The organism is Methylobacterium sp. CM6246 (assembly GCF_054818005.1).
The window spans coordinates 871,317-894,935 of record NZ_JBTXKY010000001.1 but is presented as its reverse complement, the minus strand read 5'-3'; the positions used below and the strand labels follow the sequence as shown (position 1 = coordinate 894,935).

General features: G+C 66.0%; 27 protein-coding genes and 1 tRNA gene. 17 read left to right on the top strand and 11 right to left on the bottom strand.

Annotation, left to right across the window (positions count from 1 at the left end; translation table 11 throughout):
• The first annotated feature begins 16 nt into the window (after nucleotides 1-16).
• The 3 genes from ACYQPG_RS04510 (at nucleotide 17) to ACYQPG_RS04500 (ending at nucleotide 5,543) form a co-directional block, all read left to right on the top strand.
• Nucleotides 17-979, top strand: a complete 963-nt coding sequence (locus ACYQPG_RS04510) for a GlxA family transcriptional regulator (protein ID WP_147939122.1) — start codon at nucleotides 17-19, stop codon at nucleotides 977-979.
• Nucleotides 980-1,716: 737 nt separating this feature from the next.
• Entirely contained in the window at nucleotides 1,717-4,932 is a 3,216-nt protein-coding gene (locus tag ACYQPG_RS04505; protein WP_461230375.1) for an autotransporter domain-containing protein, read from the top strand.
• 116 nt (nucleotides 4,933-5,048) lie between these two features.
• Nucleotides 5,049-5,543 (top strand): phosphohydrolase, encoded by a 495-nt coding sequence (locus tag ACYQPG_RS04500; protein WP_419828807.1) that lies wholly within the window; start codon nucleotides 5,049-5,051, stop codon nucleotides 5,541-5,543.
• 166 nt (nucleotides 5,544-5,709) lie between these two features.
• Here ACYQPG_RS04500 and ACYQPG_RS04495 read toward each other — a convergent pair whose 3' ends face one another.
• The 3 genes from ACYQPG_RS04495 to ACYQPG_RS04485 form a co-directional block, all read right to left on the bottom strand.
• Nucleotides 5,710-5,877, bottom strand: coding sequence for a hypothetical protein (locus ACYQPG_RS04495; RefSeq protein WP_187193505.1), 168 nt, complete (start codon nucleotides 5,875-5,877; stop codon nucleotides 5,710-5,712).
• Nucleotides 5,878-6,005: 128 nt separating this feature from the next.
• Nucleotides 6,006-6,680: a DUF4142 domain-containing protein gene (locus tag ACYQPG_RS04490; protein ID WP_461232417.1), complete on the bottom strand. Its 675-nt coding sequence runs from the start codon at nucleotides 6,678-6,680 to the stop codon at nucleotides 6,006-6,008.
• A gap of 475 nt (nucleotides 6,681-7,155) precedes the next feature.
• Nucleotides 7,156-8,076 carry an outer membrane protein gene (locus ACYQPG_RS04485; RefSeq protein ID WP_147909621.1) on the bottom strand — a complete coding sequence of 307 codons (921 nt, stop codon included), beginning with the start codon at nucleotides 8,074-8,076 and terminating at the stop codon, nucleotides 7,156-7,158.
• A 290-nt stretch (nucleotides 8,077-8,366) separates the two neighbouring features.
• Here ACYQPG_RS04485 and ACYQPG_RS04480 point away from each other — a divergent pair, with 290 nt between their 5' ends.
• From ACYQPG_RS04480 to ACYQPG_RS04470, 3 genes are all read left to right on the top strand, one after another.
• A complete protein-coding gene (locus ACYQPG_RS04480; protein WP_187193504.1) occupies nucleotides 8,367-8,519 on the top strand; it encodes a hypothetical protein in 153 nt (50 codons plus the stop codon).
• Nucleotides 8,520-8,799: 280 nt separating this feature from the next.
• A complete protein-coding gene (locus ACYQPG_RS04475; RefSeq protein WP_461230374.1) occupies nucleotides 8,800-9,435 on the top strand; it encodes a peptidase inhibitor family I36 protein in 636 nt (211 codons plus the stop codon).
• A gap of 355 nt (nucleotides 9,436-9,790) precedes the next feature.
• Complete coding sequence (locus ACYQPG_RS04470; protein WP_461230372.1) at nucleotides 9,791-10,300, top strand: Ros/MucR family transcriptional regulator; 510 nt, start codon at nucleotides 9,791-9,793, stop codon at nucleotides 10,298-10,300.
• A 175-nt stretch (nucleotides 10,301-10,475) separates the two neighbouring features.
• Here the strand turns inward: ACYQPG_RS04470 and ACYQPG_RS04465 are convergent, their stop codons facing one another.
• Nucleotides 10,476-11,555: a molybdopterin-dependent oxidoreductase gene (locus ACYQPG_RS04465; protein WP_461230371.1), complete on the bottom strand. Its 1,080-nt coding sequence runs from the start codon at nucleotides 11,553-11,555 to the stop codon at nucleotides 10,476-10,478.
• A gap of 79 nt (nucleotides 11,556-11,634) precedes the next feature.
• Between ACYQPG_RS04465 and ACYQPG_RS04460 the strand changes: the two genes are divergently transcribed.
• Together ACYQPG_RS04460 and ACYQPG_RS04455 are read left to right on the top strand one after the other, a co-directional pair.
• Complete coding sequence (locus ACYQPG_RS04460) at nucleotides 11,635-11,784, top strand: hypothetical protein (protein ID WP_419828802.1); 150 nt, start codon at nucleotides 11,635-11,637, stop codon at nucleotides 11,782-11,784.
• A 50-nt stretch (nucleotides 11,785-11,834) separates the two neighbouring features.
• Nucleotides 11,835-12,089, top strand: coding sequence for a hypothetical protein (locus ACYQPG_RS04455; RefSeq protein WP_147939117.1), 255 nt, complete (start codon nucleotides 11,835-11,837; stop codon nucleotides 12,087-12,089).
• A gap of 68 nt (nucleotides 12,090-12,157) precedes the next feature.
• Here ACYQPG_RS04455 and ACYQPG_RS04450 read toward each other — a convergent pair whose 3' ends face one another.
• The 5 genes from ACYQPG_RS04450 to ACYQPG_RS04430 form a co-directional block, all read right to left on the bottom strand.
• Nucleotides 12,158-12,442, bottom strand: coding sequence for a hypothetical protein (locus ACYQPG_RS04450; RefSeq protein WP_461230370.1), 285 nt, complete (start codon nucleotides 12,440-12,442; stop codon nucleotides 12,158-12,160).
• Nucleotides 12,443-13,555: 1,113 nt separating this feature from the next.
• The gene (locus tag ACYQPG_RS04445; protein WP_281407058.1) at nucleotides 13,556-13,678 is read right to left on the bottom strand and encodes a hypothetical protein; all 123 of its coding nucleotides are present in this window, start codon (nucleotides 13,676-13,678) and stop codon (nucleotides 13,556-13,558) included.
• Nucleotides 13,679-13,840: 162 nt separating this feature from the next.
• Nucleotides 13,841-14,047 carry a hypothetical protein gene (locus ACYQPG_RS04440; protein WP_147939115.1) on the bottom strand — a complete coding sequence of 69 codons (207 nt, stop codon included), beginning with the start codon at nucleotides 14,045-14,047 and terminating at the stop codon, nucleotides 13,841-13,843.
• Nucleotides 14,048-14,057: 10 nt separating this feature from the next.
• On the bottom strand, nucleotides 14,058-14,375 hold the full coding sequence (locus ACYQPG_RS04435) for a hypothetical protein (protein WP_147909627.1): 318 nt from the start codon (nucleotides 14,373-14,375) through the stop codon (nucleotides 14,058-14,060).
• Nucleotides 14,376-14,433: 58 nt separating this feature from the next.
• Nucleotides 14,434-14,679 carry a putative hemolysin gene (locus tag ACYQPG_RS04430; RefSeq protein ID WP_147909628.1) on the bottom strand — a complete coding sequence of 82 codons (246 nt, stop codon included), beginning with the start codon at nucleotides 14,677-14,679 and terminating at the stop codon, nucleotides 14,434-14,436.
• 307 nt (nucleotides 14,680-14,986) lie between these two features.
• On the opposite strand from ACYQPG_RS04430, the gene ACYQPG_RS04425 reads away from it, so the two are divergent.
• A complete protein-coding gene (locus tag ACYQPG_RS04425; protein WP_246692683.1) occupies nucleotides 14,987-16,090 on the top strand; it encodes an SMP-30/gluconolactonase/LRE family protein in 1,104 nt (367 codons plus the stop codon).
• Between the two features lie 341 nt (nucleotides 16,091-16,431).
• Nucleotides 16,432-16,611: a hypothetical protein gene (locus ACYQPG_RS04420; protein WP_147909629.1), complete on the top strand. Its 180-nt coding sequence runs from the start codon at nucleotides 16,432-16,434 to the stop codon at nucleotides 16,609-16,611.
• 536 nt (nucleotides 16,612-17,147) lie between these two features.
• Here ACYQPG_RS04420 and ACYQPG_RS04415 read toward each other — a convergent pair.
• Nucleotides 17,148-17,216, bottom strand: a tRNA-Arg gene (locus ACYQPG_RS04415).
• Nucleotides 17,210-18,505, bottom strand: coding sequence for a tyrosine-type recombinase/integrase (locus ACYQPG_RS04410; RefSeq protein ID WP_461230369.1), 1,296 nt, complete (start codon nucleotides 18,503-18,505; stop codon nucleotides 17,210-17,212). The genes ACYQPG_RS04415 and ACYQPG_RS04410 overlap by 7 nt, the downstream gene beginning before the upstream one ends.
• Before the next feature lie 165 nt (nucleotides 18,506-18,670).
• Between ACYQPG_RS04410 and ACYQPG_RS04405 the strand changes: the two genes are divergently transcribed.
• The 7 genes from ACYQPG_RS04405 (at nucleotide 18,671) to ACYQPG_RS04375 (ending at nucleotide 23,607) form a co-directional block, all read left to right on the top strand.
• Nucleotides 18,671-19,273 (top strand): hypothetical protein, encoded by a 603-nt coding sequence (locus ACYQPG_RS04405; RefSeq protein ID WP_461230368.1) that lies wholly within the window; start codon nucleotides 18,671-18,673, stop codon nucleotides 19,271-19,273.
• A gap of 12 nt (nucleotides 19,274-19,285) precedes the next feature.
• On the top strand, nucleotides 19,286-19,531 hold the full coding sequence (locus ACYQPG_RS04400) for a DNA-binding protein (RefSeq protein WP_447672503.1): 246 nt from the start codon (nucleotides 19,286-19,288) through the stop codon (nucleotides 19,529-19,531).
• 184 nt (nucleotides 19,532-19,715) lie between these two features.
• Entirely contained in the window at nucleotides 19,716-19,967 is a 252-nt protein-coding gene (locus ACYQPG_RS04395) for a DUF6074 family protein (RefSeq protein ID WP_419828758.1), read from the top strand.
• Nucleotides 19,968-21,177: 1,210 nt separating this feature from the next.
• The gene (locus ACYQPG_RS04390; RefSeq protein WP_147907869.1) at nucleotides 21,178-21,453 is read left to right on the top strand and encodes a hypothetical protein; all 276 of its coding nucleotides are present in this window, start codon (nucleotides 21,178-21,180) and stop codon (nucleotides 21,451-21,453) included.
• A gap of 72 nt (nucleotides 21,454-21,525) precedes the next feature.
• Nucleotides 21,526-21,828 (top strand): hypothetical protein, encoded by a 303-nt coding sequence (locus ACYQPG_RS04385; RefSeq protein WP_461230367.1) that lies wholly within the window; start codon nucleotides 21,526-21,528, stop codon nucleotides 21,826-21,828.
• Nucleotides 21,829-21,853: 25 nt separating this feature from the next.
• The gene (locus ACYQPG_RS04380) at nucleotides 21,854-22,921 is read left to right on the top strand and encodes a DHH family phosphoesterase (RefSeq protein ID WP_447672504.1); all 1,068 of its coding nucleotides are present in this window, start codon (nucleotides 21,854-21,856) and stop codon (nucleotides 22,919-22,921) included.
• Nucleotides 22,918-23,607, top strand: a complete 690-nt coding sequence (locus ACYQPG_RS04375; RefSeq protein WP_461230366.1) for an SDR family NAD(P)-dependent oxidoreductase — start codon at nucleotides 22,918-22,920, stop codon at nucleotides 23,605-23,607. Before ACYQPG_RS04380 ends, ACYQPG_RS04375 begins: the two co-directional genes overlap by 4 nt.
• Nucleotides 23,608-23,619 lie beyond the last annotated feature (12 nt).

Sequence of the window (23,619 nt, the reverse complement as noted above, 5' to 3'; positions counted from 1 at the left end):
CGCGCGGGGGGGCATTATGGAGCGGAGGCTGGTGATCGCCGCGGGACCGGGCGTGCAGATGCTCGACGTCTCCGGTCCGCTGGACGTCTTCGCGGAGGCGAACGTCCAGGCCGGGCGGTGTGTCTACCGCACCGAGATCGTCTCGACCGACACCGCCGTCATCCGGGCCTCGTCGGGCGCGCGACTGCTGGCGGATCGGACTATCTTCGAGGCCGATGCCGGCACCCTCGATACGCTGCTGGTGGCGGGATCGCCGGACGCGCCCCATCGCCGTCCGGCCGCCGCCTTTCTCGACTGGCTGCGGCGCACGGCACCCGCGGCCCGGCGCTATGGGTCGGTCTGCACCGGAGCCTTCGCCCTCGCCGAGGCCGGCCTGCTGGACGGGCGCCGGATCACCACGCATTGGGCGGCCGCCGACGCCCTGGCCCGGCGCTACCCCGCGATCCGGGTCGAGCCCGACGCGATCCAGGTCCGGGACGGCCCGGTCTGCACCGCCGCCGGGGTGACCGCCGGCCTCGACCTGGCCGTCGCCCTCGTCGAGGAGGATCTCGGCCGGGACGTCGCCAAGCGCGTCGCAGCGCAGCTCGTGATGTTCTTCAAACGCCCCGGCGGCCAGTTGCAGTTCAGCCGTCGCGGCGCGACCGAGCCGTCAGGCCGGGCCATCCTCCAGGAAATCCAGCGCTGGATCGCGGCCGCGCCCGCCGAGGATCACAGCGTGGCCCTGTTGGCCGGACGGGCCGGCCTCAGCCCCCGGCACTTCGCCCGCCTGTTCCGGAGCGAGGTCGGGGTGACGCCGGCCGACTGGGTCGAGGCGGCGCGCGTCGCGGCGGCGCGGCGCTGGCTGGAGGCGGAGGGCCTTCCGCCCAAGCAGGTCGCCGCCCTGACGGGCTTCGCCAATGCCGACACCCTGCGCCGGGCCTTCGTGCGCCACGTCGGCATCACGCCTGCCGAATTCCGCAGGCGAAACGGCGCGGGGTGAGCGGGCGGTCATTCGGAAGCGGCTGGTGATCGTCGGACATCAACGCCGATCAGCCGGACATCGTCGGGATCATGCGCCCCCGGCGCGGGAGGTTTTGTCGACATACCGGTGGTCCTCACCGGAGCGCTGTCACAAACCGGCAACAGGGGGATCGCCTTCACGCCGTCGCTTGCAGGCTCGCCACACGGAGCGGAGACGTCTGATCTTTTCTATCGGGATCGAGTGCAAGTCGTGATGTGCGCTGGATCGGTCTTAGATCCAAATTGATGTATATCGCAAAAACTCAAACATCTTGATACTGCTGGCGATAAACGTTCACTTTGTTGTTGCGTTGGAAATTTAATGCGTCCCATGCTTCGCATCGGACTATCAACACCATGCTTGCATCGTGAGGCATCGTCTTATTCTACATTATTGGTGAATTCTTACAATACACTGCGCGAAGAGCGCGGCTTGCACAAGAAATATCAGCATTAACTTTGGTGTCTGGCCCAACAATCACCGGACACACCGTGATCTGACCCAACGTCTTATCGGACAACCCGATCGCGTCGCGCATCAGGAACCGCGAGACGGGCAGGAGGCCGTATCAATAATAAGAACTGATAAAAATACAAAAATAGGGGGGATACACAATGAAAAACCCAATAAAAATCGCTGCCACGGCCATATTATTTCAGATCACACCCAGCCATAGCTTTGCGGCGGGTGAGTATCCGCCGTACGACGGATATTTATTGACCTATTTTACCGGCAATCGGCCCTGGGAGGAGACGTTGAAGTTCTCCTACAGCCTGGACGGCCGCCGTTTCAACAGACTGAACAACGGCAATTCCGTCATTGACGCAAGTCACAGCGAGATGGGCGGCCTCCGCGACCCCTACATCTACCGTGGGCAGGACGGCAATTTCATCATGACCGCGACCGATATGCAGAGCTGGAAGGGTTGGGGAAGCAACCGGGGCATCGTCCTGATGCAATCTCCAGATCTCATTCATTGGAAATCCGCCACCGTCAATTTTGAAAAGCAGTATCCAAATCTGTTCCCCGGCCTCCACGCCGCCTGGGCGCCGCAGGTCGCCTACAATCCGTTGACCGACCGGAACATGGTCTATCTGACCGTCGGATCAAACGATCCCTACAAGGCCTATTACGCCCACACCAACCGAGATTTCACAGCCCTGACAGAGACGCCGCGGCAGCTTTTCTATGCTCGGGACGGGATCGGCTACATCGACTACGACATCAACGAACAAGACGGCAAATATCATATGCTGATGAAGGCGGAGTCATCGCCTCAGGGAAGTACGGCCCGGCTCCGGGTCATCAAGCATGCCGTGTCCGACCATCTGACCTGGGGCTATATCATGCCCTCGCAGGATGAAGTGCAGAGAACCGGCAACGCCGTCGAAGGGCCGCAGGCTTACCGCCTGAACGATGGCAGCGGGTACATCGTCATGTACGACAATTACCTGAATGGCGGCTTCCAGCTGGTGAAGACCACAGATTTCAAGACCTTCACGCCCGTCTCGGGCTCCGACGTCAACCAGCTCTCGCCGCGACACGCTGGTATCATTTCTCTGACGTCCGACGAACTCCACCGCGTACTCGACAACGACACCCATATCACCGTCGAGAACGCGGTGCCTGCCACCGGCACGGGCAGGCAGGTTCAGGCCGCCCCCACGGTCGGAAGCAGCGAGAAGAGGGATCTCGGCACGCTCAAAGCCGACAATGGCTGGGCTTCGGAGATCTGGGGCCTCTCCGCAACCGGACATGTCGCCGTCGGGGATGCCTATACCGACGACCGGGGCGCCGACATGCGCGCCGCGGCCTGGTCGGGCTCGGACCTCTCGCAGAAGCGGGATCTCGGCACCTTGAGGGCCGACAACACCGGCGCCGCGAAGGCCTATGCCGTGTCCAAGGACGGTGGCGTCATCGCGGGCATCGCGGAGAACGCCGACCAGAGGCTGCACGCCATCGTATGGTCGGGGACCAATTGGGCGACCAAGACCGATCTGGGCACCCTGACGTCGAACCAGTCGGGCACATCCGGCGTCTACGCCCTGTCCAATGACGGGCGCGTCGCAGCCGGCGAGTCGAGCGTCGATTCCGGGACGACCCATGCGGCGCTGTGGTCGGGGCGGACCTGGACGACCAAGACCGATCTCGGCACCCTGCGGTCCGACAATACCGGGACGTCCTGGGCCTACGCCCTGTCGAAGGACGGGTCCGTGGTCGGCGGCTATGCGGCTCCCGATCGCAGCGTGGACGTCTATTCGCACGCCACCCTGTGGTCCGGCGCCAACTGGACGACCAAGACCGATCTCGGCACGTTGAAATCCGACAACCGGGGCACCTCGGTGGTGCGGGCGCTCTCGGCCGACGGCACCGTGGCGGCGGGCAGCGGCACGACCGATTCCGGCTACACCCATGCGGCGCTCTGGTCCGGATCGCGCTGGTCGGAGAAGCGCGATCTCGGCACGCTCCGGGCCGACAACAGCGGCTCGTCCTGGGTGCGGGCCCTGTCCGCCGACGGGCGGGTCGCCGGCGGCATGGCGAGCACCAGTTCGGGGTTCGCGCACGGCGTCGTCTGGTTCGGCGACGGCTGGCGCAGCAGGACCGATCTCGGCACCCTGAGGTCCGATGGCGGTGGCGTGTCCGAGGTCCAGGCGCTTTCCGCCGACGGCCGGGTTGCGGCGGGTTATTCCGAGACCGACTCGGGCGATCCCCACGCCGTCCTGTGGAAGATCACCTATCCGGGGACGCCCGCCAGCGGGCCCTCGACCCCGCAGACCCAGCCCCAGGCCCGGGCAGCCGTCCAGGCGTCCACCCCGGCGTCGGGGCAGGCCTCCGCCCCGGCGTCGGGGCAGGTTTCCACCCAGGCGTCGGGGCAGGTCGCCGCCCCGACGACCCCGTCGGCTCAGGGGCAGCCCGCCGCACCGACCCCGGAACCGGCTCCAACGGTCTCATCCGCCCAGGCTCCGGCCCCGGCCCAGACCGCGACGACCTCCGCGCCGTCCACGGACGTTCGGACTCAACTCGTCGATGTCACGAACACGCGCCGGTCGATCGCCCGGCTGCGGTACGACACGTTCTCGGTTCTGGAGATCCAGCGCCAGTCGCTCTCCTATCTGCAGCAGACCTGGTCCTGCAGCCGCGGGAGTCTCTGCTGGTCGGCCAGCGCGGGGATCGTCTCCGACGGCAGCAGCACCGATACGCTCTCGACGCTACCCCTGAGTTACGGCCTGACCGACACCCTGACGGTCGGCGGCCATCTCAGCTACGCGCCCTACCGGGCCCTGCCGTCACCGGCGTTCAACGACAACCGCAACGCTGTCGGCGCGGGGGCCTTCCTCAACTGGAGCCAACCCTACGCGGGGGGTGCGTGGTACCTGCGCACCGCGTTGGCGGCCAGCCAGTACCACGCCGATGTCCGCCGCCTGCAATCCACCGCCACGGAGGCCGGCACCGGCAACGCCCGGATCGGCGGCCTCGCGGGCACGCTGGAGATCGGGCAGTCCCTTCCGGTCTTCGGGGATTTGGTGCTGGGCTGGCATGGCGGGGTCAGGACCAGCCGCGTCACCCGTCAGGGCTACACGGAAGCCAATGTCAGCTTTCCCGTACAGTACGACGGGATCGTCTACCGCAGCACGCTCGCCTTTCTCGGCGCGGATGTTTCGGTGCCGCTGACGACGGGCCTCAGCTGGATCTCGGGGGTCGAGATCGAGCAGGCTGTCCGCAAGCCGACGATGCGGTTCACGGCCCATGCCGACTACATCGGCGACTTCGGCTACAAGGCCGACCTGCGCCGCACCCGAGGCGAGGCGCGTACCGGCCTGGCGTTCGGCCTCGGCAACAGCCTCTCCGTGTCGGCGACCGCCTCCGTGCGGACGACGGCGCTGGGCACCACGGCGATCGGAGGCCTGCTCAGCTTCGGCGGCCAACTCTGACACGCGACGACCCGAACGCCACCGCCGCTCGGGTCGTTCTCCACCGACGGGCCGGTGCGGGCGCGCGCCATGCGCTATCCGGCACGCGTGCCGGTGGATCCGTTGGGGGAGATAGCGTGCCGACGATCTTCGACGCCCACACCTTCGCGCTCACGGCTCACGCAGGTCAGATCGACAAGGGTGGCCAGCCCTACATGCGGCACCTGGAGCGGGTCGCCAACGCTGCGCTGGCCCGGGCCGGTCATGCCCGGCTGGTGGACGGTCTCGACATCGACCCCATGGTGGTGATGCAGGCCGCCCTGCTTCACGACGTGCTCGAGGATACGCCGCGCTCCACCGCGGACCTGCGGGCGGCCGGGTTCACGCCGGAGGTGATCGAGGCCGTTGGGATCCTCACGAAACCGAAGGAACGGACGGCTTATTCCGAGCGGATCACGCAGGTGATCGCGGCGGGCAGTCTTCCGGCGATCCTGATCAAGATGTCCGACAACGAGGACAATCTCTGCCCCTCCCGGACCCTGCCGAACGCCACCTTTCTGCGAGAACGCTACGCGACGGCGTTCGGGCGCCTGAAGGAGGCCGCGGCCGCACTCGGGTACACGGGGCGATGAGGCGCGGCACGCGTAGACCCGGTCCGCCCTGCCCAGACGACGGGTCTTCCCTCAGGCGCACGGACCGCCAGGGCGGCGGCCCCTGGTCGGTTCGCGCTGCGTAGCCGGGTCTGCGGCGGGCGGTCCTCAGACTGCCGGAGGCGTCGCTGCGTGGGCCGCGCCGTTCTCAGCCGCCGCCGATACCCGTCCTGACCTTACCGGTCCCCGCACAAGCCGGGCAGGCCTCACCCGCGACCTTGCCGGAACCGCTGCATTCGCGGCACAGGTTCTCGCCGGTGCCGGGGGCGTCGGGGGGTGCCTCGTCGCCGGGTTTCACGGGGTCTGGCTCACCCATCGGCTTCTCCCTGGATAGGAAGGAAACCGAGGGGCGCCGACACCGTTCCCGCCGCCTTCGCCCACCGGGCGAGCCGGTTTGCCCGCTCGGTGGGCGAAGGCCGCGAGAGCAGGCTCGGATCCGGGTCGTCAGCCTTGGGTATTGCTCATCCTGCCCTGCATCTGCGTCAGCTGCGCGATGTGCAGGTTGATCAGAGGCAGCGCGCCGCGGGCGATGCGGCGCAGGCCGGGATCCTCACCCGACTGCGCGTAGGAGCCGTGAATGTTGAGCGCTTCCCGGTGGCCCTGCAGCGCGTTCGCCACGAAGGTGGCGTCGTATTGCGGGCCCGGCGGCATCGCGGTGAGCTGGGACAGGATCTGCGCCTTCTGCGCGTCGGTCGTCATCCCCTGCGGTGGCGGGGCGACCCCGAGCAGGCCGCCGGCCGCGCCCGTGGCCGTACCGACCGCCGCCCCTGCTACGGCGACCGGGGCAGCGACGAGGCCGCCGAGGAGGCCGCCGGGACCCACCGGCGCACCGGCGCTCGGCGCCGGCGCCACGCCGCCGGTGTAGGCGTTGATCTTGCGGGCCAGGTTCACCTGTTCGACCACCTCGGCGCGGGAGAACTTCTTGAGCGCCGGGTTTCGGGTCTTCTCGTGCGCGTCGCGGGCCGTGTTCTCCAAGAACAGGCCGCCGGTGGTCGCCATCTGGAGGTAGACGCCCGACGGGATCGCGCCGGACGGGGTGACTTGGGCGACAGCGGTACGCGTGATTGCGAGGGCGGCCGTGGCGCCCAGCATCGTGGTGAGGACTTCGCGACGGTGCATCATGAGAAGGCTCCGGGTCGTGAGAGAGGACACCGAGGCGCCAGAGGTCGCTTGAGGTGCCATCCCGCGAACCGGACGGCTCAGCCCAAGTTTCCCGCAGGAAGAGCGATGAGACAAACCGCCACGCGATGCGGACCAGCGAGACGGGGCGGGCGGCCCAGCCCGACAATCGGCCGGCGTATCCCGCACCACCGCCGTCGCGGCGAGGAACCGCTCCGCCGCAATGGCGAACGCCCCGGAAGCGGTTGCTTCCGGGGCGCTGCCGACCTCGCGACCATGCTGATAGGACTGGGGACTCGAGGTCGAGTGACGTCCGGGGCCTCCCTGGTGAGTGGGCGAATCACAGGGCGAAGAGCGAGGCTCCGCCCACCGAGTTTCCCGGCGCGCACGCCGGGGGATGAGTTCAGCGGCTCTGAGTCTTGGATTCGACGCGCTCGCTCACGCCGAACCGGTATCCGCGTCGGCGGCGATGGCTCTAGAAGGAGCCGAACTTGTAGTTCAGGCCAGCGCGGACGACGGCAAACTCCGTGTCACGGCGCAGCACGGTCGGAGAGACAGGCACGAAGGTGACGCTGTTGCCCAGGGCGACGCCAGGGCTGAAGACGCTCAGTGAAGTCACCCCGTTCGATGCGAAGATCCCGTTGTTCTGATTGCCGCGATCGAGGTTGACGTACAGACCTTCGACTTTGAAGGTCACGGCACTCGAACGGAAGAAGTTCAGGAACGAGTCGGTGGGCAGCGCGTATTCGAAGCCGCCACCGACGGTCCAACCCGTCTTGAAGTCGTCGCGGCTGCTGTTCGGCAGGCCGAAATCACGGCCGCCGCCCGCGCCGTAGGCGAACCCGCCGGTGCCGTACACGAGCACCCGGTCGAAGGCATAACCCAGGCGGCCGCGCACGGTGCCGAAGAAGTCCAGGCTCGCCAGACCGGACGGGTTGAAGATCAGGGTCCCGGGCGCGGCGCCGCCACCGCAGGTGCCGGTCGCGGGGGTGGAGACGCAGTTGCGGTTCCGGTCCCGGCCGAAGTCGACGTACTGGGCGTCAGCCTCGAAGCCGATCACGACACCCGACCCCGGCGTGAATTGATAGTTGTAGCCGACCTGGCCGCCGCCGGTGAAACCTTCCTGGGACCGCTGGCCCGAAAAGCCAATGAGCGTGCCACCGGCAGCCGGGAACAGCGGGCTGGCCCCGGGGGCGATGCCGACGCCGAGATTATCCTGCCGGCTGCTGGCATCGAAGCCATACCCAGCATTGATACCGAAATACGCCCCCGTCCAGGTGAACACCGGCACCGGTGTGAAGACCGGGGGCGGGGCCGCTCGGCGCGGTAGATCCGCTGCCGATGCTGTTGCCGTGAGCGCCGTAAGCGCGGTCAGAATGACCGAAATCTTTTTCATGACCCTTCTTGCCCCTCGAAATACCCCGAACGGGCAGGAACGTAATCAATAAAAACCAAACGTGATGTATCCAATTCGCAACACCAAGAATTCGATTTTATCGATTTCTTCAATCTGGCATATATCCGGTGCACCATGCCGTCGATAGGATATGAAAACAGCATATCCGCGGATTCTTTGCGGCATGCTCATCCAGAGATGGGCCGGACCCCGATCGGCATACGATGTGCCCTGCCGATCCGGCGCGCGCGCCGGCGATCGACCGATCAAACCCTGAGACGATGGAGCGGATGCGTGTCGCGGTGAAGGAGAACGGCGCGCAGGGCGCGTCCGATCGGCATGTCGAAGCGATCGCCGGCAGGTCGATCGGCGCTGCAATCCTCTGGCGGCCGGCCGCCCGGATCATGCACCGCCCCGAGGGCGACGACCGCGGCACATCCTGATGCGACAGCCCTATTCCCGGTAACCCGGCGGATGCTTGCCGCGCCGCATCCATGCGGGCGCGGTCTGGTGCCGACCGCCGCTCCGGGCAACGGAGCCGTGGCGGCTAATCAATATTGGTACATTAACGAAATATTAACGATTTAATTAATGTTAATGAACCGCCGCCGTTTCGACACCGGACACATGCCTGTCCAGGACGCGAAATCGCGCTTCCTGAAGAGCGGCAGATGTCGCCCCGAGGCATAGGCAACCTGGGGAAGAGCGGAGCGGGAGGGAGACATGGGGGCGATCATTATGGCGGCACCGCTCGCCGGCCCCAGCGCCGAGAGCCGTCGGAGTACAGTGCTGCACATCCTGCTCGGTCTCGGTTGGGCCGGGCTGTTCGCCTATTGCGGCGCCTATCTGGACACGGATCTCCCGCTCCAGACGTCATCGGTTCAGTCCGTCGGGGAACCGCTCATCGCTCAGCCCGATGACCTGTCCCGGCCTGTGATGGCGCTTGCGGCACCCGAGCCGGCCGGGGCCGTTGCGGCACCCGATGCCGGGGCGCCCCTCGCATCGCCGATCATCGCAACGCAACCGGTCGCACCGCCGGCGACGCCCCGTTCGGCCTCGGCCGGGTTCGCCTATGTCGGGACCTGGGGGCCCACTCCAGATGCCTGCAGCGCCCCCGCGCGCCGCAAGGGCTACGTCCCGGCGACGTTCACGCCCGATCGGGCCCAGGCCGGCGACACCATCTGCAGCTTTCGCGGCGCTCATCGAACCGGCAATGCCTGGGCCATGGCGGCCGATTGCGGCGCCCGCGACCGCCGCTGGTCCTCGCAGGTCCGCATCGCGGTGAACGGCGATCGCCTGACCTGGACGAGCGCCATGGGCACCTCGACCTACGTCCGTTGCGCGCGTCGCGCTGGTTAGAGCGCTCGCCCGCGCAGTGGATACCGGTTCGGCGAAAGGGCGCAACTCCAGCCGGCACGAAGACAACGCCGCCCCGTCACCGGAGCCGGTCGGCCCGAGCGGCAACAGGGCTTGGCAATAGGGCTTGGAATGCCCCGCACCGCGCGGGCCCCGCAGCGCGCGGCCTCCAATCCGCGCGAACCGGCTCCCGGTTTCACCGTCATGCGCGATGACGACAGCGGGAGGGCGCCGATTTCGGAGCCGTGCAGCGTATCCACCGCGAATGCTTGTAGAAACAATCAGCACAATCGTTATCGCATTGCCTTGTGACGTTCGACAGCACATTGTGCCGATTCTTCAAGCACAGGTGCACACCGTGGACGAAACCGTCGAAACGATCGAGCGTGGGGCTCCCGACTACATCGAACTGACGGCGGGTCTCGTTTCCGCCTACGTCTCGAACAACCACCTGCAGCCGGGCGAGATTGCCAGCTTGATCGCCAACACGCACGCCGCGCTCGCGGGGCTTGCCCATAGCGGCGCCCCCGAGGCACCGGCGGCCGACAGGCCGACCCCATCCCAAATCCGGAAGTCGATCACCCCCGATGCACTGATCAGCTTCGTCGACGGCAAGCCGTACAAGACGCTGAAGCGGCATCTCAACGGCAACGGGATGACGATCGAGCAGTACCGGGAGCGCTACGGCCTGCCGCGGGACTACCCCTCGACGGCCGCGAGCTACTCCGAACAGCGCTCGGCCCTCGCGAGGAGCCTCGGTCTCGGCCAGCAGCGCAAGAAGGCGGCCCCGAAGGCCGAGGACCTCACACCGACAGCTGCGGAGAAGCCGAAGCGTGCCGGGCGGCCGCGGAAGACCCAGGAGGCCTGAGGCCGGGCAGGGATCTGCCCGCCCCCTCCGGCGATCCTGATCTCCTCACAGATCGCGGCGGTCGAGCCTGACCGGGCTCCCGCTTGCGAGCACGCCAGTCGTCGTGCCGCACCCGTTCACGCACGGCCGGCGCGCCCGCACCGAATGCCCGGGCGACCGCTCTGCCAGGCAGCCCTCAGGCGACGCTCACCGGCACGCGGTGCCATGCCGTGCCGAGATAGCCCTTGTAGTTCCAGGTCACGTCGGGGTCGGCAGGCTGTGTCTGCCCAGCCTCGTCCCACGCCCGTACCACCAACGTGCGCTCACCGGAGGGCAGGTCGAGGTCGATGATCCAGAACGTCCAGGCGAAGGGCGACGCGGCGTCATGCTCGAGCGAGGCCTGGGCCCAGGATCGCCCACCATCGCCGGAGACGTCGACACGCACCACGGCGCGGTCACCCGACACCGCGTAGCCGCGGATTCTGGTCGTTCCGGCCCTCAACGCGGCGCCGCGCAGCGGCTCGCAGATCACCGCGTTCAGCGGCATGGTGTTGATGGTGTGGCCCTTCGCCGGGTCGGCCGTCTCCGCGGTCACATCGGCCGGGAACAGCTTGTAATCGCTCGCCTGGATCGGGTTGTCGGAGGGGTGGTCCTGAACCGTGATGCGCTTGAGCCATTTCGGGCTCCGCACCCCGGCGTAACCCGGCACCACGGCCCGCAGCGGGAAGCCGTGCTCCGGCAGGAGCGTCTCGCCGTTCATGGCGAAGGCCAGCAGGGTTTCCGGCGCCAGCGCCTTCGCGAGCGGAATCGAGACGCCGTAGGGATGCCCCTCGACCATGTCGTGGCTCTCGAACGCGACATGCAGGGCCGCGCCCTCTTGGATCCCGGCCGCGCGCAGCACATCCCCCAATCGGATTCCGGTCCAGTCGGCCGTTCCGATGGCGCCGCCGTCCCACGGATCACCGGACACCGGTGCGACCGCCCCCATGTCGGCGCGGCGATTGCCCGCGCATTGCATCGTCGCGGTGACGACGACGTGCGGAAAGTGCGACTGCACGTCGTGCAGCGACAGATCGAGGGGCGTCGGGACCGCACCGTCGACGCTGATGCGGGCCTCATCCCCGACGATCGCCGGCAGATCTCCGTGGGAGCGCACGTAGAACGCATCCGCCGGCGTACGGTAGGCGGCGCGCAGCCGGACCAGCGGTGGCTCCGCGTTGTAGGGCGCATCCCCGTGAACGATCAGGCGTGCCTTTCGCTCGGCGAACGTCGACATGCAGCTTGTACCCCCTTGATGCGAACTGGGAACGCCTGGGCTCATGGAGCGTAGCGCTACGAGAACGGAGGCGCGCACCATGATTCAGGCTGATACCCCGATGCCCGGCGAGGATCCGGGCGCGTTGATCGAGGATCCGTCCCGCCTCGACGAGATCGAGCCGTCCAAGCCCACCGTGCCCGAAGAGGACGACCCCGAGGTGAAGGACACCGAGGTGCAGCCGACCTGATCTCGGCCGCCCAACCCCGTCCGAAGGCCGATACGAAGAGCGCCGCGACCATGATCGACCCGAAGCGCCCAGAGACCGATCCCGCCCAGGCAGAGCCGGGGGAGCGTGGCTACGAGAACCTGCCGGTCCGCGGGACCTCGCAAGGCCCACGCTCCCTCGGCGCCTCCGAGCCCGGGGACATCGGTGCGCCGCGAAACGACGAGGCGAAGCGGGTGGCCGAGCAGGGCGACACACGCTCGCCGGTCGAGCGCGCCGGGCATGAAGCGTTCGACACGGCGAAAACGGACACGCAGCGGCGAACGTGACCGGGCGGGACGCCGGATTCCCGGTGGCCGGATCCAGCCCACCGGCCACCGTGGAACCGGCCGGATCGTCAGTACCGGACGTTGGAGAAACCGTTTCCGCTTCGGCCGATGACGCTCTGGATGACCTCCTTGGTCGAGGGGCTGATCCCGCCATCGCTGCGTAGGCGCCGCCCGTCCGCCCGCTCAACGCGATCGAACTCCGGACCGCACCGCTCCAGCGCAGGGCGGATTTTGGAGGCCGGGTTCACGCCGCGTTGCGCCTCGGCGCCCTTCATCTCGAACCTGAGGCAGGACGCCAGATACCCCTTCACGTCATCGAACGCCGCGGCGTGCGCGCCCGACGTCAGGGCCACGAAAAGCAATGCGGATCGGATGAGCATCGGACACTCCGGCAAGGCTCGAGGATGGCCAAGGCTCGAGGATGGCCAAGGCTCGAGGATGGCCAAGGCTCGAGGATGAGCAAGGCTGGATGATGCCGTCAACGCACGACGAGAGCATTCGTCGCCGGCGTTTCAGGCCCGCGCACGCCGTCGGCGAAGGAACGCCACAGCCCCCGCGGCCAGGATCACGCTGAGCCCGGCATTCACCTCCGGCGACGGCGCTCCGCCGGAGGCGCCTCCAGCTCCCCAACCCGCCCCTGCCCCGCTGACGGCGCTGAACGCGAAGACGGGGTCTTCGGAACCGCGGAGCGCGGCGGTGAAGGACATCGTCCTGCTTCCCCCGGCGCCCGGGGGCGACGTGGAGGACGGATCTGCACCGGTCACCGGGGCAATGGCGGGAAGCAAGCGGAGAATGCCGGCGGACAAACCGGGGTTCTGATCGGCCACGCCGGAATTGCCGCCGCCGCCCGCCGCATGAGCGCACAGGCAACGTCCGACCTCAGTAAAGTAGCATATCCCTACGTAGTCCATTGCCAATACTCAAGTTACGCAACGTAAATACATTGACCTTCAGAGGGGTCATTGGCAATTATTTATTGTGGTTAATAGCACTCAATCACAGATAAAACATGCAGTTAAGATTATAGCCAAGCTTCGAGCATCTGGGGCTCTCGTTTCACTTCGCATGGTGCCAGATCCCACGCGACCCGCTCGGGCCGCGCCCCCACGCGTCAGCGACCCCGCCCGCGACATCCGACGTGCCCACGGGTGCCGGAAGGGCGAGCCCGGTTGTCTTGCGATCGGAACCGGCTCCGCGCCGCGGCCCCCGCCGCCCACCGCGCGCACTCGAAAGCGACGCGACGAGGGAACCAGATCATGGGCGCGGCGGGTCGTGGATCGCTTTGACCAGACTCGCCGAATAGACTGTCCTTATCTGGCGTTTAGACTTTTTTAACTATGATAATCGACATTCGTTGTGGTCCATGGTCCTGGATCAGCAATCTTCAGCCCGCCCGGTTCGCCGGTGCGGGCTTTTTGATGCCCCGCGCCCGGGCGTTTGCCCCGGGGTGGCGGGGAGGCTCCTGATCAATCCAGAACCATGAGCGATGCAAGCAGGAACGCCATCTCTATCGCCAGCATCATGGCGATGATGCGAATGACAGACCGATCCTTCGCATTGTCGAGGTGATCCGAGCGGTCATCGGCCATGGTTGGGATCCCCATCCACGAAGCAGGCTATAGCCGCATTGGCCGCACGCTTTATCATGGATTGGAAACGCAACGGTTCGGCGAATATTTTCACGCGCCGAGATAGATCTGGCTACGCAGCCAACGCTAAGGATCGCTGAACCCTCGGCGCCGCATTCCCCGCTACGGTTGCCACACGCGCAGCAGGTACCCGCCGGCCAGCACGATGATGGTGAGGGTCACGGCCGAGACCGCAAATTTCCTGGCCGCCTCCGATCCCAGATCGACGCCACGACGACGGCTTCGGGGCCTCAGGACCACGACCTTCGGATCGGAGAGCGGCTGGGTCGAACGCTCGGGTCGCCGATGCTTGGATCGCCCCATACGCATGGTCGCCTCCCTAACGCCGCTTCGTCGCATCGAGAGCTTGCGTCAGGTGCGCCACGACGTCATCGCCCTCGGACGCGGTCGAGCCGAGGTCGGCTGCAACCTCAGCCTCCGCGACACGCTTGGCCACCTCCATCAACACATGCTCCACAGGCGGCGGCCAGGGCGTCCCGTTGTCGAGAAGCATCCGGGCGGCCCTGACCAGCATGGTGAACTGCTCCGGCGGGATCGTGATCCCGGCCGCGTTCTGCTCGAGGATGCGGTCGGCGATCGCCGTCGCGAGCCTGGCCACCTCGGCCACCTTGTCGGGTTCAGTGTGGGAGCCGGTCACGTCGGGAATCCCGTTGTCTCACGAGCCCAGGGGCCGCCGACTCGATTGCGTGCCGGTCTCATGCCGGCGGCTTGCATAGGTTGTCCCGGAACAGGGCCCATTCCTCGCAGATGCGACCGTCCGAAAAGCGACAATATCCGATCTGGCCGCCGACGCCGTCCCGGATCTCCGTCGTACCGCCCTGTTTAGCGCAGTTCACGGACGAGGGGTTCGCCAGCGCGACCCGGACGCCGGCGCTGCCAGCCTGGCTTGTCCCCGCGACCAGGCAGACACCTGCGGCTGCAAGCAGAGATTGAGCGATCACGTCAGTTCAGCCCTTCGCCTTCCGGTACACGGTGCGGCGCTTCATGGAGCGCCTCCGATCCTATCACGGTCTCAAGCCCCGTTGATCTACGCTCACTGTGCCCGCTGCAACCCTGAGGATCAACGTCGATGGGAAGACGGCCGCACGCCTCTGGATAAGCGAGAGGCCGGGCAGGTCGTCATGAGAGGGCCGCCCGGTTGGTGCGGGCGGGGGAAGCTGCCGTTTCCGGCCGCCGCCGAGGAACACCCGCGGCGCCTCGCGCCTTGCAGCAGGAGACCCGGCTACCGCACATCAGGCCCGACTCCGCATGATCCGCTCCTCGATCGTCGCCCTTCTGATTGTCGGAGGCCTGATCTTGCCCGGCCGTGCCGCCGACGCGCAGCACGGGTCCGACACGCTCAAGCCGATGCTGCAATCCGATAGCTTGGTCTTCAACGGGTTCACGCGGTCGAAGGATGGCCGATTGTTCTCGCCGTTCCAGCGCCAGTCGAAGGGCAAGGGCATTGAACTCGGCGAATGGCGGGACGGTCAGCCGGTGGCATTCCCCGACGCGGGCTGGAACGCGTGGAAGCCCGGTGACGACCCGGCCAAGGCCTTCGTGGCGGTCAACGCGATCCGGATCGGACCGGACGGCGACCTCTGGGTGGTCGACAAGGGCGCACCCGGCATGGGCGAGGTGCCACTCCCGGGCGGCCCGAAGCTCGTGCAGATCGACCTGGCCACCAACGCCGTGCGCCGGGTCTATCCGCTGCAAGCCGCAACCACCGACCGGAGCTTCATCGACGATTTCCGGTTCAACGGCCGCAACGTCTACCTGACGGATGCCGGCCAGCCTGGGCTGATCGTGCTCGATCTCGATACAGGCGCCTTGCGGCGTGCGCTCGACGGGCACTGGTCCACCATCGCGCAGCGGCCGCTGACCGGCCAGGGCCGCACCTTGCGGGACGACACAGGCAAGCTCCTGTTCATCCACGCCGACCAGCTCGAAGTCTCTCCCGACGGCAAGACCCTGTATTACCAGGCCTGCACTGGCCCGCTCTACAGCATCGAGACCCGCTATCTGGACGATGCCGGCCTGGCCGACGCCGAGCGGGCCAAACACGTGACGCTGTTCGCCGCCACCGTAGCCACGGGCGGGACCGCGATCGACGCGGACGGGACGATCTACGCCAGCGATACGGACGGGCTGCGTATCCTCAAAATCGCCCCGGATGGGCGCATGAGCACGCTCGTGGAGGATCCGCGCCTGGTCTGGGTCGACGCGATGTGGATCGACGAGCAGGGCGGCCTGTGGATTCCGGCCGCGCAGATGAACCGCACGCCGGCGATGAACGGTGGCGAGGCCTCGGCGGTGAAATTCCCGACGACGATCTATCGGATGCAGATCGACGCCAAGCCGCTGCGGAACTGATCCGCGTTCGAGCCCCCGGGCGCAGGCCTGGGCGCTCATCGGCGCGCCGCGGCATGCGGTCGGGAGCTGCCGCGCTGCGGGCAGGCGCCGGGCCGTGCGCACGTGTTCGGTCCGCGCGCACGTGTTCGAACGGAGGGGGCGTTGAGAGCCGACCGACACCCGGCCGCGTTCCGCCGGATCTTGCCGGCAGGTCCTGCGTCCGGAAGCGGGGGGCTCATGCGGATCGGGCGGATCGCCGGACGCGGTGGCCAATCCCATGGTGACGGGGTCCCGCCGCCCGCTTGCAAATCGCAAATGAGCGGTTAAGCTCGAATGCGTAAGTAGTGACGAGGGGCATCGCCATGAAAACCGTACACCCGCAGAACGAGAGGCTTCCTGCACTGCCGATCCACGCCGCGATGACAGTCAATCCATCGTACGAGGATGAGGTTCATCAGGACCGGATGCGCCGTCTGCACAATGCGCGCGCCAGCCAGCGCGCAGCGCGATACCACCGCATCCATCGCGCCGCCTCGATCTGACGGCGGCGCTTCCTGTTCCGCTTCCGCGGGGCTGAAGACGAGGACATACGGCGCCTCCGGGACGGCATCGTCCTGGGGGCCGGCCCGCTCTGGGGACCTGGGTTCGAGGCGCACGCCTGAGCCGTCTTCGCACCGAAGGCGCGCCCGCCGCAGCTCGGTCGACGCGCCGGAACCGAAAGCCTTTCACAGGGCCAGATCAGCGGCTTACGAGCCCGACGAAGGGTCGAACCGCTTCACGTTCCACCCAACCCGCGCGCCGAAGCGGCGCCGTGATCCGACGATCGCCGTTGCGCCCATGCCGGAGCGCCGGTGCGACGGTGGCAGTTGTCGGAGCGCGTTCACCCTCACCCGCACAGACACGTCGGGCCGACGCTCCGACGAGCTCAGCAGGCAGGATGCTGAGCCAGGGTGCGGCCGGCGAATCGTTCGGACACGCCAGGGCCGGCAACGACGGGGACGACCTCCGCCCCGGGGCGCCGGGCTCGTACGCTGCGTGAACTGGCGCAGGCGACGCTCGACCGCCTCCAGAAAACGCCTGGCGACCCCGGTTGGGCTCGAACCAACGACCTGCCGCTTAGAAGGCGGCTGTTGCGGCCACCTAAGCCGTTGCCGGCGTGTTCTTTTTTATCGCGTTGTCGTTGCCGTGTTGCGTTGGTGTTGCTGGCTCGATTGCACCAAGCACAGAAAGCTCGCCCGCAGTGACTGCCCGGCGGTCCATTCGCCCAGCCCTGAACAGGTGCCCATAGACGCGCTGGGTGAACTCGGAAGACTCGTGCCCAGCCCATTCCGACACCTGCCCGATCTTCGCACCTTCATCGATCCACAGGGACACGGCAAAGTGGCGGAAGCTGTGCGCCGTCCATCGTGGAGACCCATCGGCCGCCACGATGCCGAGGACGATCTGTAGGGGCCCGAGCTGCCGATTGACGATGTTCGGGTAGCCAATTGGTGTCCCGGTCTCCGAGGGGAACACGAGACCACCCTCCCCTGCCGTCCTTGCCCGCCAGTTCGCTAGGATCGTTGCGAGTTGGGGGCCGATTGGCACGCTGCGCAGCGCAGCCGCCGTCTTCACTGTGTCCCGAACGTTGTAGCGGTCGACTCCCTCGCGGACCTGCAGGTGCTCTGACTCAACGCTCGTCCAGGATAACCCGCGTGCCTCACCAATCCGCAGACCGGCGAGGGCCATCGTGGCAAGAAGCGGCCGCAGCCACGGCGTAGGGCGGAAGGTCTGAACCACCATCTCCGGGTGCCGCACGCGGAAGGCACGCGCCTCCCTTATCGGATGCTCAGCCGAGATGCGCTGAACCTCGACAATACGAGCTCCCTCCCCTTGTCGTTCGCGAGCGATCAGAAATAGCGCTTCGGTGTCCGCGGCCGCGGCAAGCATTGCCCTGACGACCTCACGCTCTGGGATTCGGATCGTCTCCTCGACCTCACGGATCTCCGCGCGCCGGGTCTTCCGCCGGCTGCGAAGCGATCGAACCGGATTGGTGTGGGCGAGACGCCGGCGGATCGCCTCATCGAAGACAGCACCCAGCACGATCCTGGCACGCCGGCACGTATCGTCGGTCCGCCCCTCGGCCTTAAGCCGCTCGAGCCAGTCGCCGATGTCCGCCGGGTGTAGCTTCGGAAGCAGCCGCGAGCCCAGGTACGGCTTCACGTGGCCACCGTAATAGACACGGTAATTGTGCAGCGTAGCACCCGCAGCCTTGTCCGCCTCCAACGCCGAGAGGAGCAGCGCATAGGCGTCATTCACCGTGCTTGCTTGGCGATCCGGAACGTGGGTGCCAGCGGCAACCTCAGCCTTCGCACGGGTGAGGAAGGCGTCCGCATCGCGTTTGCGGTCGAATTGCTTGAACCGGCGCTTTCCGCCGCTGTCGATATATCCAGCCAACCAGACGGCTTTCCCGCTGGGGAGCGTTCGCTTTCGGATTGAAGCCATTCCATGCCTCCTGCGTCGATGTCATATCGGCCGCGGCAAGCGTATCACGCTTCTTTCAGAATTTTCCAGATAGCGCTTGACGCTCTATCGGAATGATCCTTATTGTCGGTTTGTGCGATGGCGCTCTTTCGTGACCTAATCAGGACAATCGCTGAAGCCGAAGGCATCAGCGAGATGACCGTGACAGGCGTTGGCCAGTATCTTCGCGATGCCGGCCTGATCTCCAAACACGGCCGCGGGCGAGCCGCAGCGCAGATGACCATCGAAGATGCAGTACACCTACTCATTGGCGTAAATGCATCTCCTCTGGCGAAGGAGGCGCCGAATGTGGTGCGATCGTTTTCAGAACTATGCGACGTCGAAGAAGTTTACCCAATCTTTGATGACGGAGATAATCTGAGCCTGGCCCTTCATAAGCCTAAAAATGCTATATCGTGCCTGCGTTCTATACTCGAACTCTATGCCGGGTCAGATGAGGATCGCGGTTTGATAGCAGGGCACAATCTAACAGTGACATTCAGACAGCCCCGCCCAGGTCTTTACCTCTGGCTTGGATGGCAGTCGAATAACGATGAAGAACCAGATGAGCCGACCTGCATCCTTCAATTCAATTCGCAAAAACGAATCGAAGAACAGGATAAAGTTTTCGGCGACAGAACCGACGCGACTACCATAACCGAAGTGACATTATCTGCCGTCGGAAAGACCGTACGCAACTAGGAGACTCCAGGTATGACAACGGCTGCAACGCGCCACTCTGGCGCGAACGATACCGGCTTGCCTCTTGCCCAGGATCTGATGTCCGGGGCCGGTGCCATCGCACAGTTCATGTTCGGCGATGACGCCGAGGCAAACCGTCGGAAGGTCTACCACGCGGCCGACAAGCTTGGGCTGCCCTGCTTCAAGATCGGCGGCACTCTGTGCGCCCGGCGTTCAACGATCTTGAGCTGGATCGAACGGCAGGAGAATGCCGCATGAAGGCCGCCGGTACAGTCCGCGGAGATCGCAGCATCTACGCTGGCAGGTCCCTCCTCGGAACTACTCGCAGCACCACAGGCGGCGTCATGGCCTTCGATGCCGATGGCAGGATCATCGGCACCTTTCCGAATGAGAAGGCTGCTGCTGCCGCTCTCGATCGGCCATTTTGCCCCGGAGGTGGATCATGACGGCGATCGTCCTTCCCTTTCGGTACGCCCGCCGTCTGCCGCAGATCAGAAAAACGGCGGCCTACATGGCAACGGTCCCTGCCAATCATGCAGAAGGCCACCTTCGCGAACAGCTCCGGCGTCTCGAAGAGGGGCTCCGCAAGAAGGGGGTTGCTGAGCCACTCATCCGGGCCGAGGTCGGATCATACGAGGGTGCAATTCGTGCACATCTCTGGCGCCTCCTAATCAGCCAAGGAGGTGCAGCGTGAGCAAGTCCAACAAGACTGGCCGCTCTAAGGGTGAGGGTAGGTACATCGCGCTACGGCATTGGCTGTACGACAGCTGTGCTTGGCATTCGCTTTCGGCGGGTGCTCGTGCCGTCTACCTCATGCTCCAGCGCAGGTACGCTGGTCCCGGCAGCAACAACGGAAGCATCCCGCTTTCCATTCGTGAGGTGGCTGACGAGTTTCATGTTGGGAAGAGCACCGCTCATGGTTGGTTCGTGGAACTCCAAGAGCGTGGCTTCATCGAGGTGGTGATCCGGGGCACATTCTCCCGCAAGGACCGACGTGCCACGGAATGGCGGCTAACTGAATATGTATGCGACTCGACGGGGGAGTTGCCGTCCAAGCTGTTCATGAGGTGGCAACCCGGAAGCAATTTCACAGTTCGCCCTCAGGTACACTCGGTCCTCCCTGGCGAACCAAACGGTACCTGTAGGCGAACCGTACACCTACAAAAGGTGGCTCACGGTACCTGAGGCCGAACCGTCAGAGCTGAAAACTTACGTCCACGGTTCGGCTGCAGGTACACTGTATAGTCTACCAGTCCCCGGAGGGATCGCCTGAGCGTTCCCGATGCACGCCGACTGCCGAGTCTACCAAAAATCCCGAGACCATCCGCTCCGACGGCGTGTGCTGCGTATTTGTGGTCCATTGGAACCAAAACGGCCGAGGAAGCCCCTGCCAGGGCCCCTCAGCCTGATCACGAACCCCAGGAACGAAATTCGATGACTGAATCAGCCTGTACCACAGAGCCTGCACAATCCGGAGATGATGCGCCGAAAAGACGTCGAACGGTTCTGATTGGCGCCGCCATTCCGCCGACCGGCATGTTCGAGCGGCCGATATCTTATCCATCAGCGCGACCAACGCAGCGGGATGCTCATCTGATTGGTCTTTGGTCGATGAAGGGACGCCGATGATGTGGCGACTCTCAATCCTGCTCACCGTCGCGCTGCCCATGCTGTGGGCTCGGCGTCGCCTATGGCCCTGGTGGCTGGAGGTGCTCACTCGCTGGGACCGCCGCGCTGCCGGTCATGCGGAGGCCCGTGCCGATAGGGACGCGGAGATCGCCCATCTGGAGCGCGCTGAATGCCGTCTCGGCCGAGCAATCTGCGCTGTTCGTGGATCCTGAATCAAATCGCCCATGCCGGTTCGGTTTGGGCGGCCGCCATATCGCATCATGGAGGTCGGACAGATGAGCGGCGTTCGCATCACCCGAAAGGTAGGAATTGCAGGTGAGCGTGATCACCGCGCAATCGTCAGCACCATGATGGTGAATGGCAGGCCTCAGGTCCGCCTCCGCCTCCGGGCAGGCGCCGGTGAGTCATCGAAGGCTACTGATCGGATTGAACTCACGGTAGCTGGCGCCGATGCGATGATGGCGGCGATCCGATCGGCCATTGAGGCGGCCGAGCTGGATTCAGCTTCCGACGACATCCGCCGTCCGATCACTCGTTCGCCTGGAGGCTGACGCCTGCGTCAAGCGATTCGGCAACTCTGCCCTCCTGACGCGGTTGCCCGGTGCCACCCTGAGGAAAACCGCATGTCCGAGAACAGCCACAACCAGTCGGCCAAGGCGCATAAGGCCGAAGAAGTGCAGGCGGCCGGAAGTGCAGAGGCCGGGGCCGGTCATTCCGAGGTGCCCGAGGGCGGCAAGGCTGAATCGCCGACCAATAGCAAAGGGCATCCGAAGCAGGCGGCTTCCACCGCGGCTACCGACAACTCCCCGGAGGCCGGCACTTCGTCCGCCACCGCCGGCAAGGCCGAGAAGCTGGCGGCGGCTGAGGATGCGGCGATGACGAAGGAGCAGCACGGCCGCGGGCGGCGCAAGGCGGAAGAAGCCTGAGGCAGCTATCCAGGAGATGACGGCCATGGCCGATCTTGCCGCCCACGGGGCAACCTTCGCCAAGGCCGTCTCGAGTTTCGGATCGGGAGCTCCGGCGATCCTCTGCCATGACGATGCCGATGGCTTGTCCGCGGGCGCCATCCTGGTGAGAGCTTTTGAAAGGGCTGGCCGCGGCCCCACCCATGTCCGAGTGATCGGTCGTGGAGAGTCTGCTTGGTCGACGGCGATCCACGATGAGCTCGCACCGCTCGCCCCTGGTGGCATCGTGGTGACCGATCTCGGCGTGCAGGCCGGCGCCATCCTGCCCAGCGTGCCCACGATCCTGGTGGATCACCACGTGCCCCGCTCAATGCCCGGCGAAGCTGAGGCCGCGGTGATCAGCGGTCATGCGGATGCGCCGATCCCGACCTCAAGCCTGTTGGCCTATTCCTGCGCGTCCTCACTTGGGGAGGCGGACGATTTGGCTTGGCTGGCCGGGATTGGGCTCGTCGGCGATCTCGGGGAACGGGGAGCGAGTGCTGATTTCCCCGATGTGATGGCGCCTATCAAGAAGGCGCACACGGCCAAGGCCCTGCGAGAGGTGGTGAGCCTCGTCAACGCACCCCGACGCTCAGCCTCCGGCGATGCCGGTCCCGCCTTGCGGTTGCTCCTGCGGGCTGCCGGGCCCGCCGACATTTTGTCCGCCGCAGATCCGGACGCTGAGGCTCTGCATGCCGCCCGAGCCGAGGTGAAGGCCGCGCTTGATGCTGCCCGTGCGGTACCACCGCTTTTCGCCGGGCCGGTGGCGTTGATCCGAGCCGACTCGCCCTGCCAGATCCATCCGCTCGTCGCGCAGTCCTGGACCCACCGCCTGCGCCGGCAGGTGGTGATCGGCGCAAACGCAGGCTTCCGATCTGGTTACGTCCATTTCGCCACGCGCAGCGCCACCGTCCCGGACCTGATCTCATTCCTGCAAGAGCGTGCACCTGAGCTCGGTGCTGATGATCAGTTCGCTCAGGGGCATCGCCGCGCCACCGGCGGCCAAGTCCGGGTGGAGACCTGGAATCGATTTGCGTCAGGCCTGGGCTTCGGCCCTGAGGCCTTGGTCTCATGAGCCAGCGCCGCGCGTTGATCGTCGGGGCGTCGCGTGGGCTTGGTCTCGGGCTCGTCAGACGGTTCCTCGAATGCGGATGGGACGTCACAGCGACGGTGCGGCGTCCATCCGAGGCGCTCGCTGAGCTCAGCGCTACCGGTCCTCTGCGGATCGAGGAAGACGTCGACATCGACGACGATGCAGCGGTGCTACGGCTTCGCACAGCGCTCGCCGAGGTGCCTGATTTCGACCTCGTGTTCGTGGTCGCCGGTGTGGCTACCCAAGCCGGCACCCCAGCCGCTTTGTTGCCCCGCGAGATCGCGACGGCAATCTTCCAGACGAACGCCCTGAGCGCGATCCGCTTTGCCGAGACGTTTCACCGGCGTGTCAGGCTTGGCGGGCTCATTGTGCTGATGACGTCGAAGCTCGGCTCGGTCGCCCTGAACCGTGGTGGCGGCTGGAGCAGCTATCGAGCGAGCAAGGCGGCGCTTAACACCCTCGCGCGCTCGTTCATGGGCCAGCACTCAGGAGCAGATTGGGGCGTGGTGTTGATGCACCCTGGCTGGGTGAAAACTGATCTCGGCGGACGGCGAGCGACGCTGGATGTCGAAACCAGCGCGCAGGGAATGGTGGAGGTACTGGAAGCCCAGCTTGGGCAGCGAGGCTGCACGTTCCTCGATTACGCAGGGCAAACTGTGCCCTGGTGACGTCTACACATG

What these genes read in the sequence shown, in the direction of transcription:
- ACYQPG_RS04445 (WP_281407058.1), bottom strand. Translation starts at nt 13,678, where the DNA reads ATGGCCGATGACCGCTCGGATCACCTCGACAATGCGAAGGATCGGTCT.
- ACYQPG_RS04420 (WP_147909629.1), top strand. Translation starts at nt 16,432, where the DNA reads ATGAAAACCGTACACCCGCAGAACGAGAGGCTTCCTGCACTGCCGATC.
- ACYQPG_RS04380 (WP_447672504.1), top strand. Translation starts at nt 21,854, where the DNA reads ATGGCCGATCTTGCCGCCCACGGGGCAACCTTCGCCAAGGCCGTCTCG.
- ACYQPG_RS04455 (WP_147939117.1), top strand. Translation starts at nt 11,835, where the DNA reads ATGATCGACCCGAAGCGCCCAGAGACCGATCCCGCCCAGGCAGAGCCG.
- ACYQPG_RS04485 (WP_147909621.1), bottom strand. Translation starts at nt 8,076, where the DNA reads ATGAAAAAGATTTCGGTCATTCTGACCGCGCTTACGGCGCTCACGGCA.
- ACYQPG_RS04425 (WP_246692683.1), top strand. Translation starts at nt 14,987, where the DNA reads ATGATCCGCTCCTCGATCGTCGCCCTTCTGATTGTCGGAGGCCTGATC.
- ACYQPG_RS04390 (WP_147907869.1), top strand. Translation starts at nt 21,178, where the DNA reads ATGAGCGGCGTTCGCATCACCCGAAAGGTAGGAATTGCAGGTGAGCGT.
- ACYQPG_RS04385 (WP_461230367.1), top strand. Translation starts at nt 21,526, where the DNA reads ATGTCCGAGAACAGCCACAACCAGTCGGCCAAGGCGCATAAGGCCGAA.
- ACYQPG_RS04405 (WP_461230368.1), top strand. Translation starts at nt 18,671, where the DNA reads ATGGCGCTCTTTCGTGACCTAATCAGGACAATCGCTGAAGCCGAAGGC.
- ACYQPG_RS04495 (WP_187193505.1), bottom strand. Translation starts at nt 5,877, where the DNA reads ATGGGTGAGCCAGACCCCGTGAAACCCGGCGACGAGGCACCCCCCGAC.
- ACYQPG_RS04460 (WP_419828802.1), top strand. Translation starts at nt 11,635, where the DNA reads ATGATTCAGGCTGATACCCCGATGCCCGGCGAGGATCCGGGCGCGTTG.
- ACYQPG_RS04475 (WP_461230374.1), top strand. Translation starts at nt 8,800, where the DNA reads ATGGGGGCGATCATTATGGCGGCACCGCTCGCCGGCCCCAGCGCCGAG.
- ACYQPG_RS04480 (WP_187193504.1), top strand. Translation starts at nt 8,367, where the DNA reads ATGCGTGTCGCGGTGAAGGAGAACGGCGCGCAGGGCGCGTCCGATCGG.
- ACYQPG_RS04375 (WP_461230366.1), top strand. Translation starts at nt 22,918, where the DNA reads ATGAGCCAGCGCCGCGCGTTGATCGTCGGGGCGTCGCGTGGGCTTGGT.
- ACYQPG_RS04490 (WP_461232417.1), bottom strand. Translation starts at nt 6,680, where the DNA reads ATGCACCGTCGCGAAGTCCTCACCACGATGCTGGGCGCCACGGCCGCC.
- ACYQPG_RS04395 (WP_419828758.1), top strand. Translation starts at nt 19,716, where the DNA reads ATGACGGCGATCGTCCTTCCCTTTCGGTACGCCCGCCGTCTGCCGCAG.
- ACYQPG_RS04510 (WP_147939122.1), top strand. Translation starts at nt 17, where the DNA reads ATGGAGCGGAGGCTGGTGATCGCCGCGGGACCGGGCGTGCAGATGCTC.
- ACYQPG_RS04465 (WP_461230371.1), bottom strand. Translation starts at nt 11,555, where the DNA reads ATGTCGACGTTCGCCGAGCGAAAGGCACGCCTGATCGTTCACGGGGAT.
- ACYQPG_RS04400 (WP_447672503.1), top strand. Translation starts at nt 19,286, where the DNA reads ATGACAACGGCTGCAACGCGCCACTCTGGCGCGAACGATACCGGCTTG.
- ACYQPG_RS04440 (WP_147939115.1), bottom strand. Translation starts at nt 14,047, where the DNA reads ATGCGTATGGGGCGATCCAAGCATCGGCGACCCGAGCGTTCGACCCAG.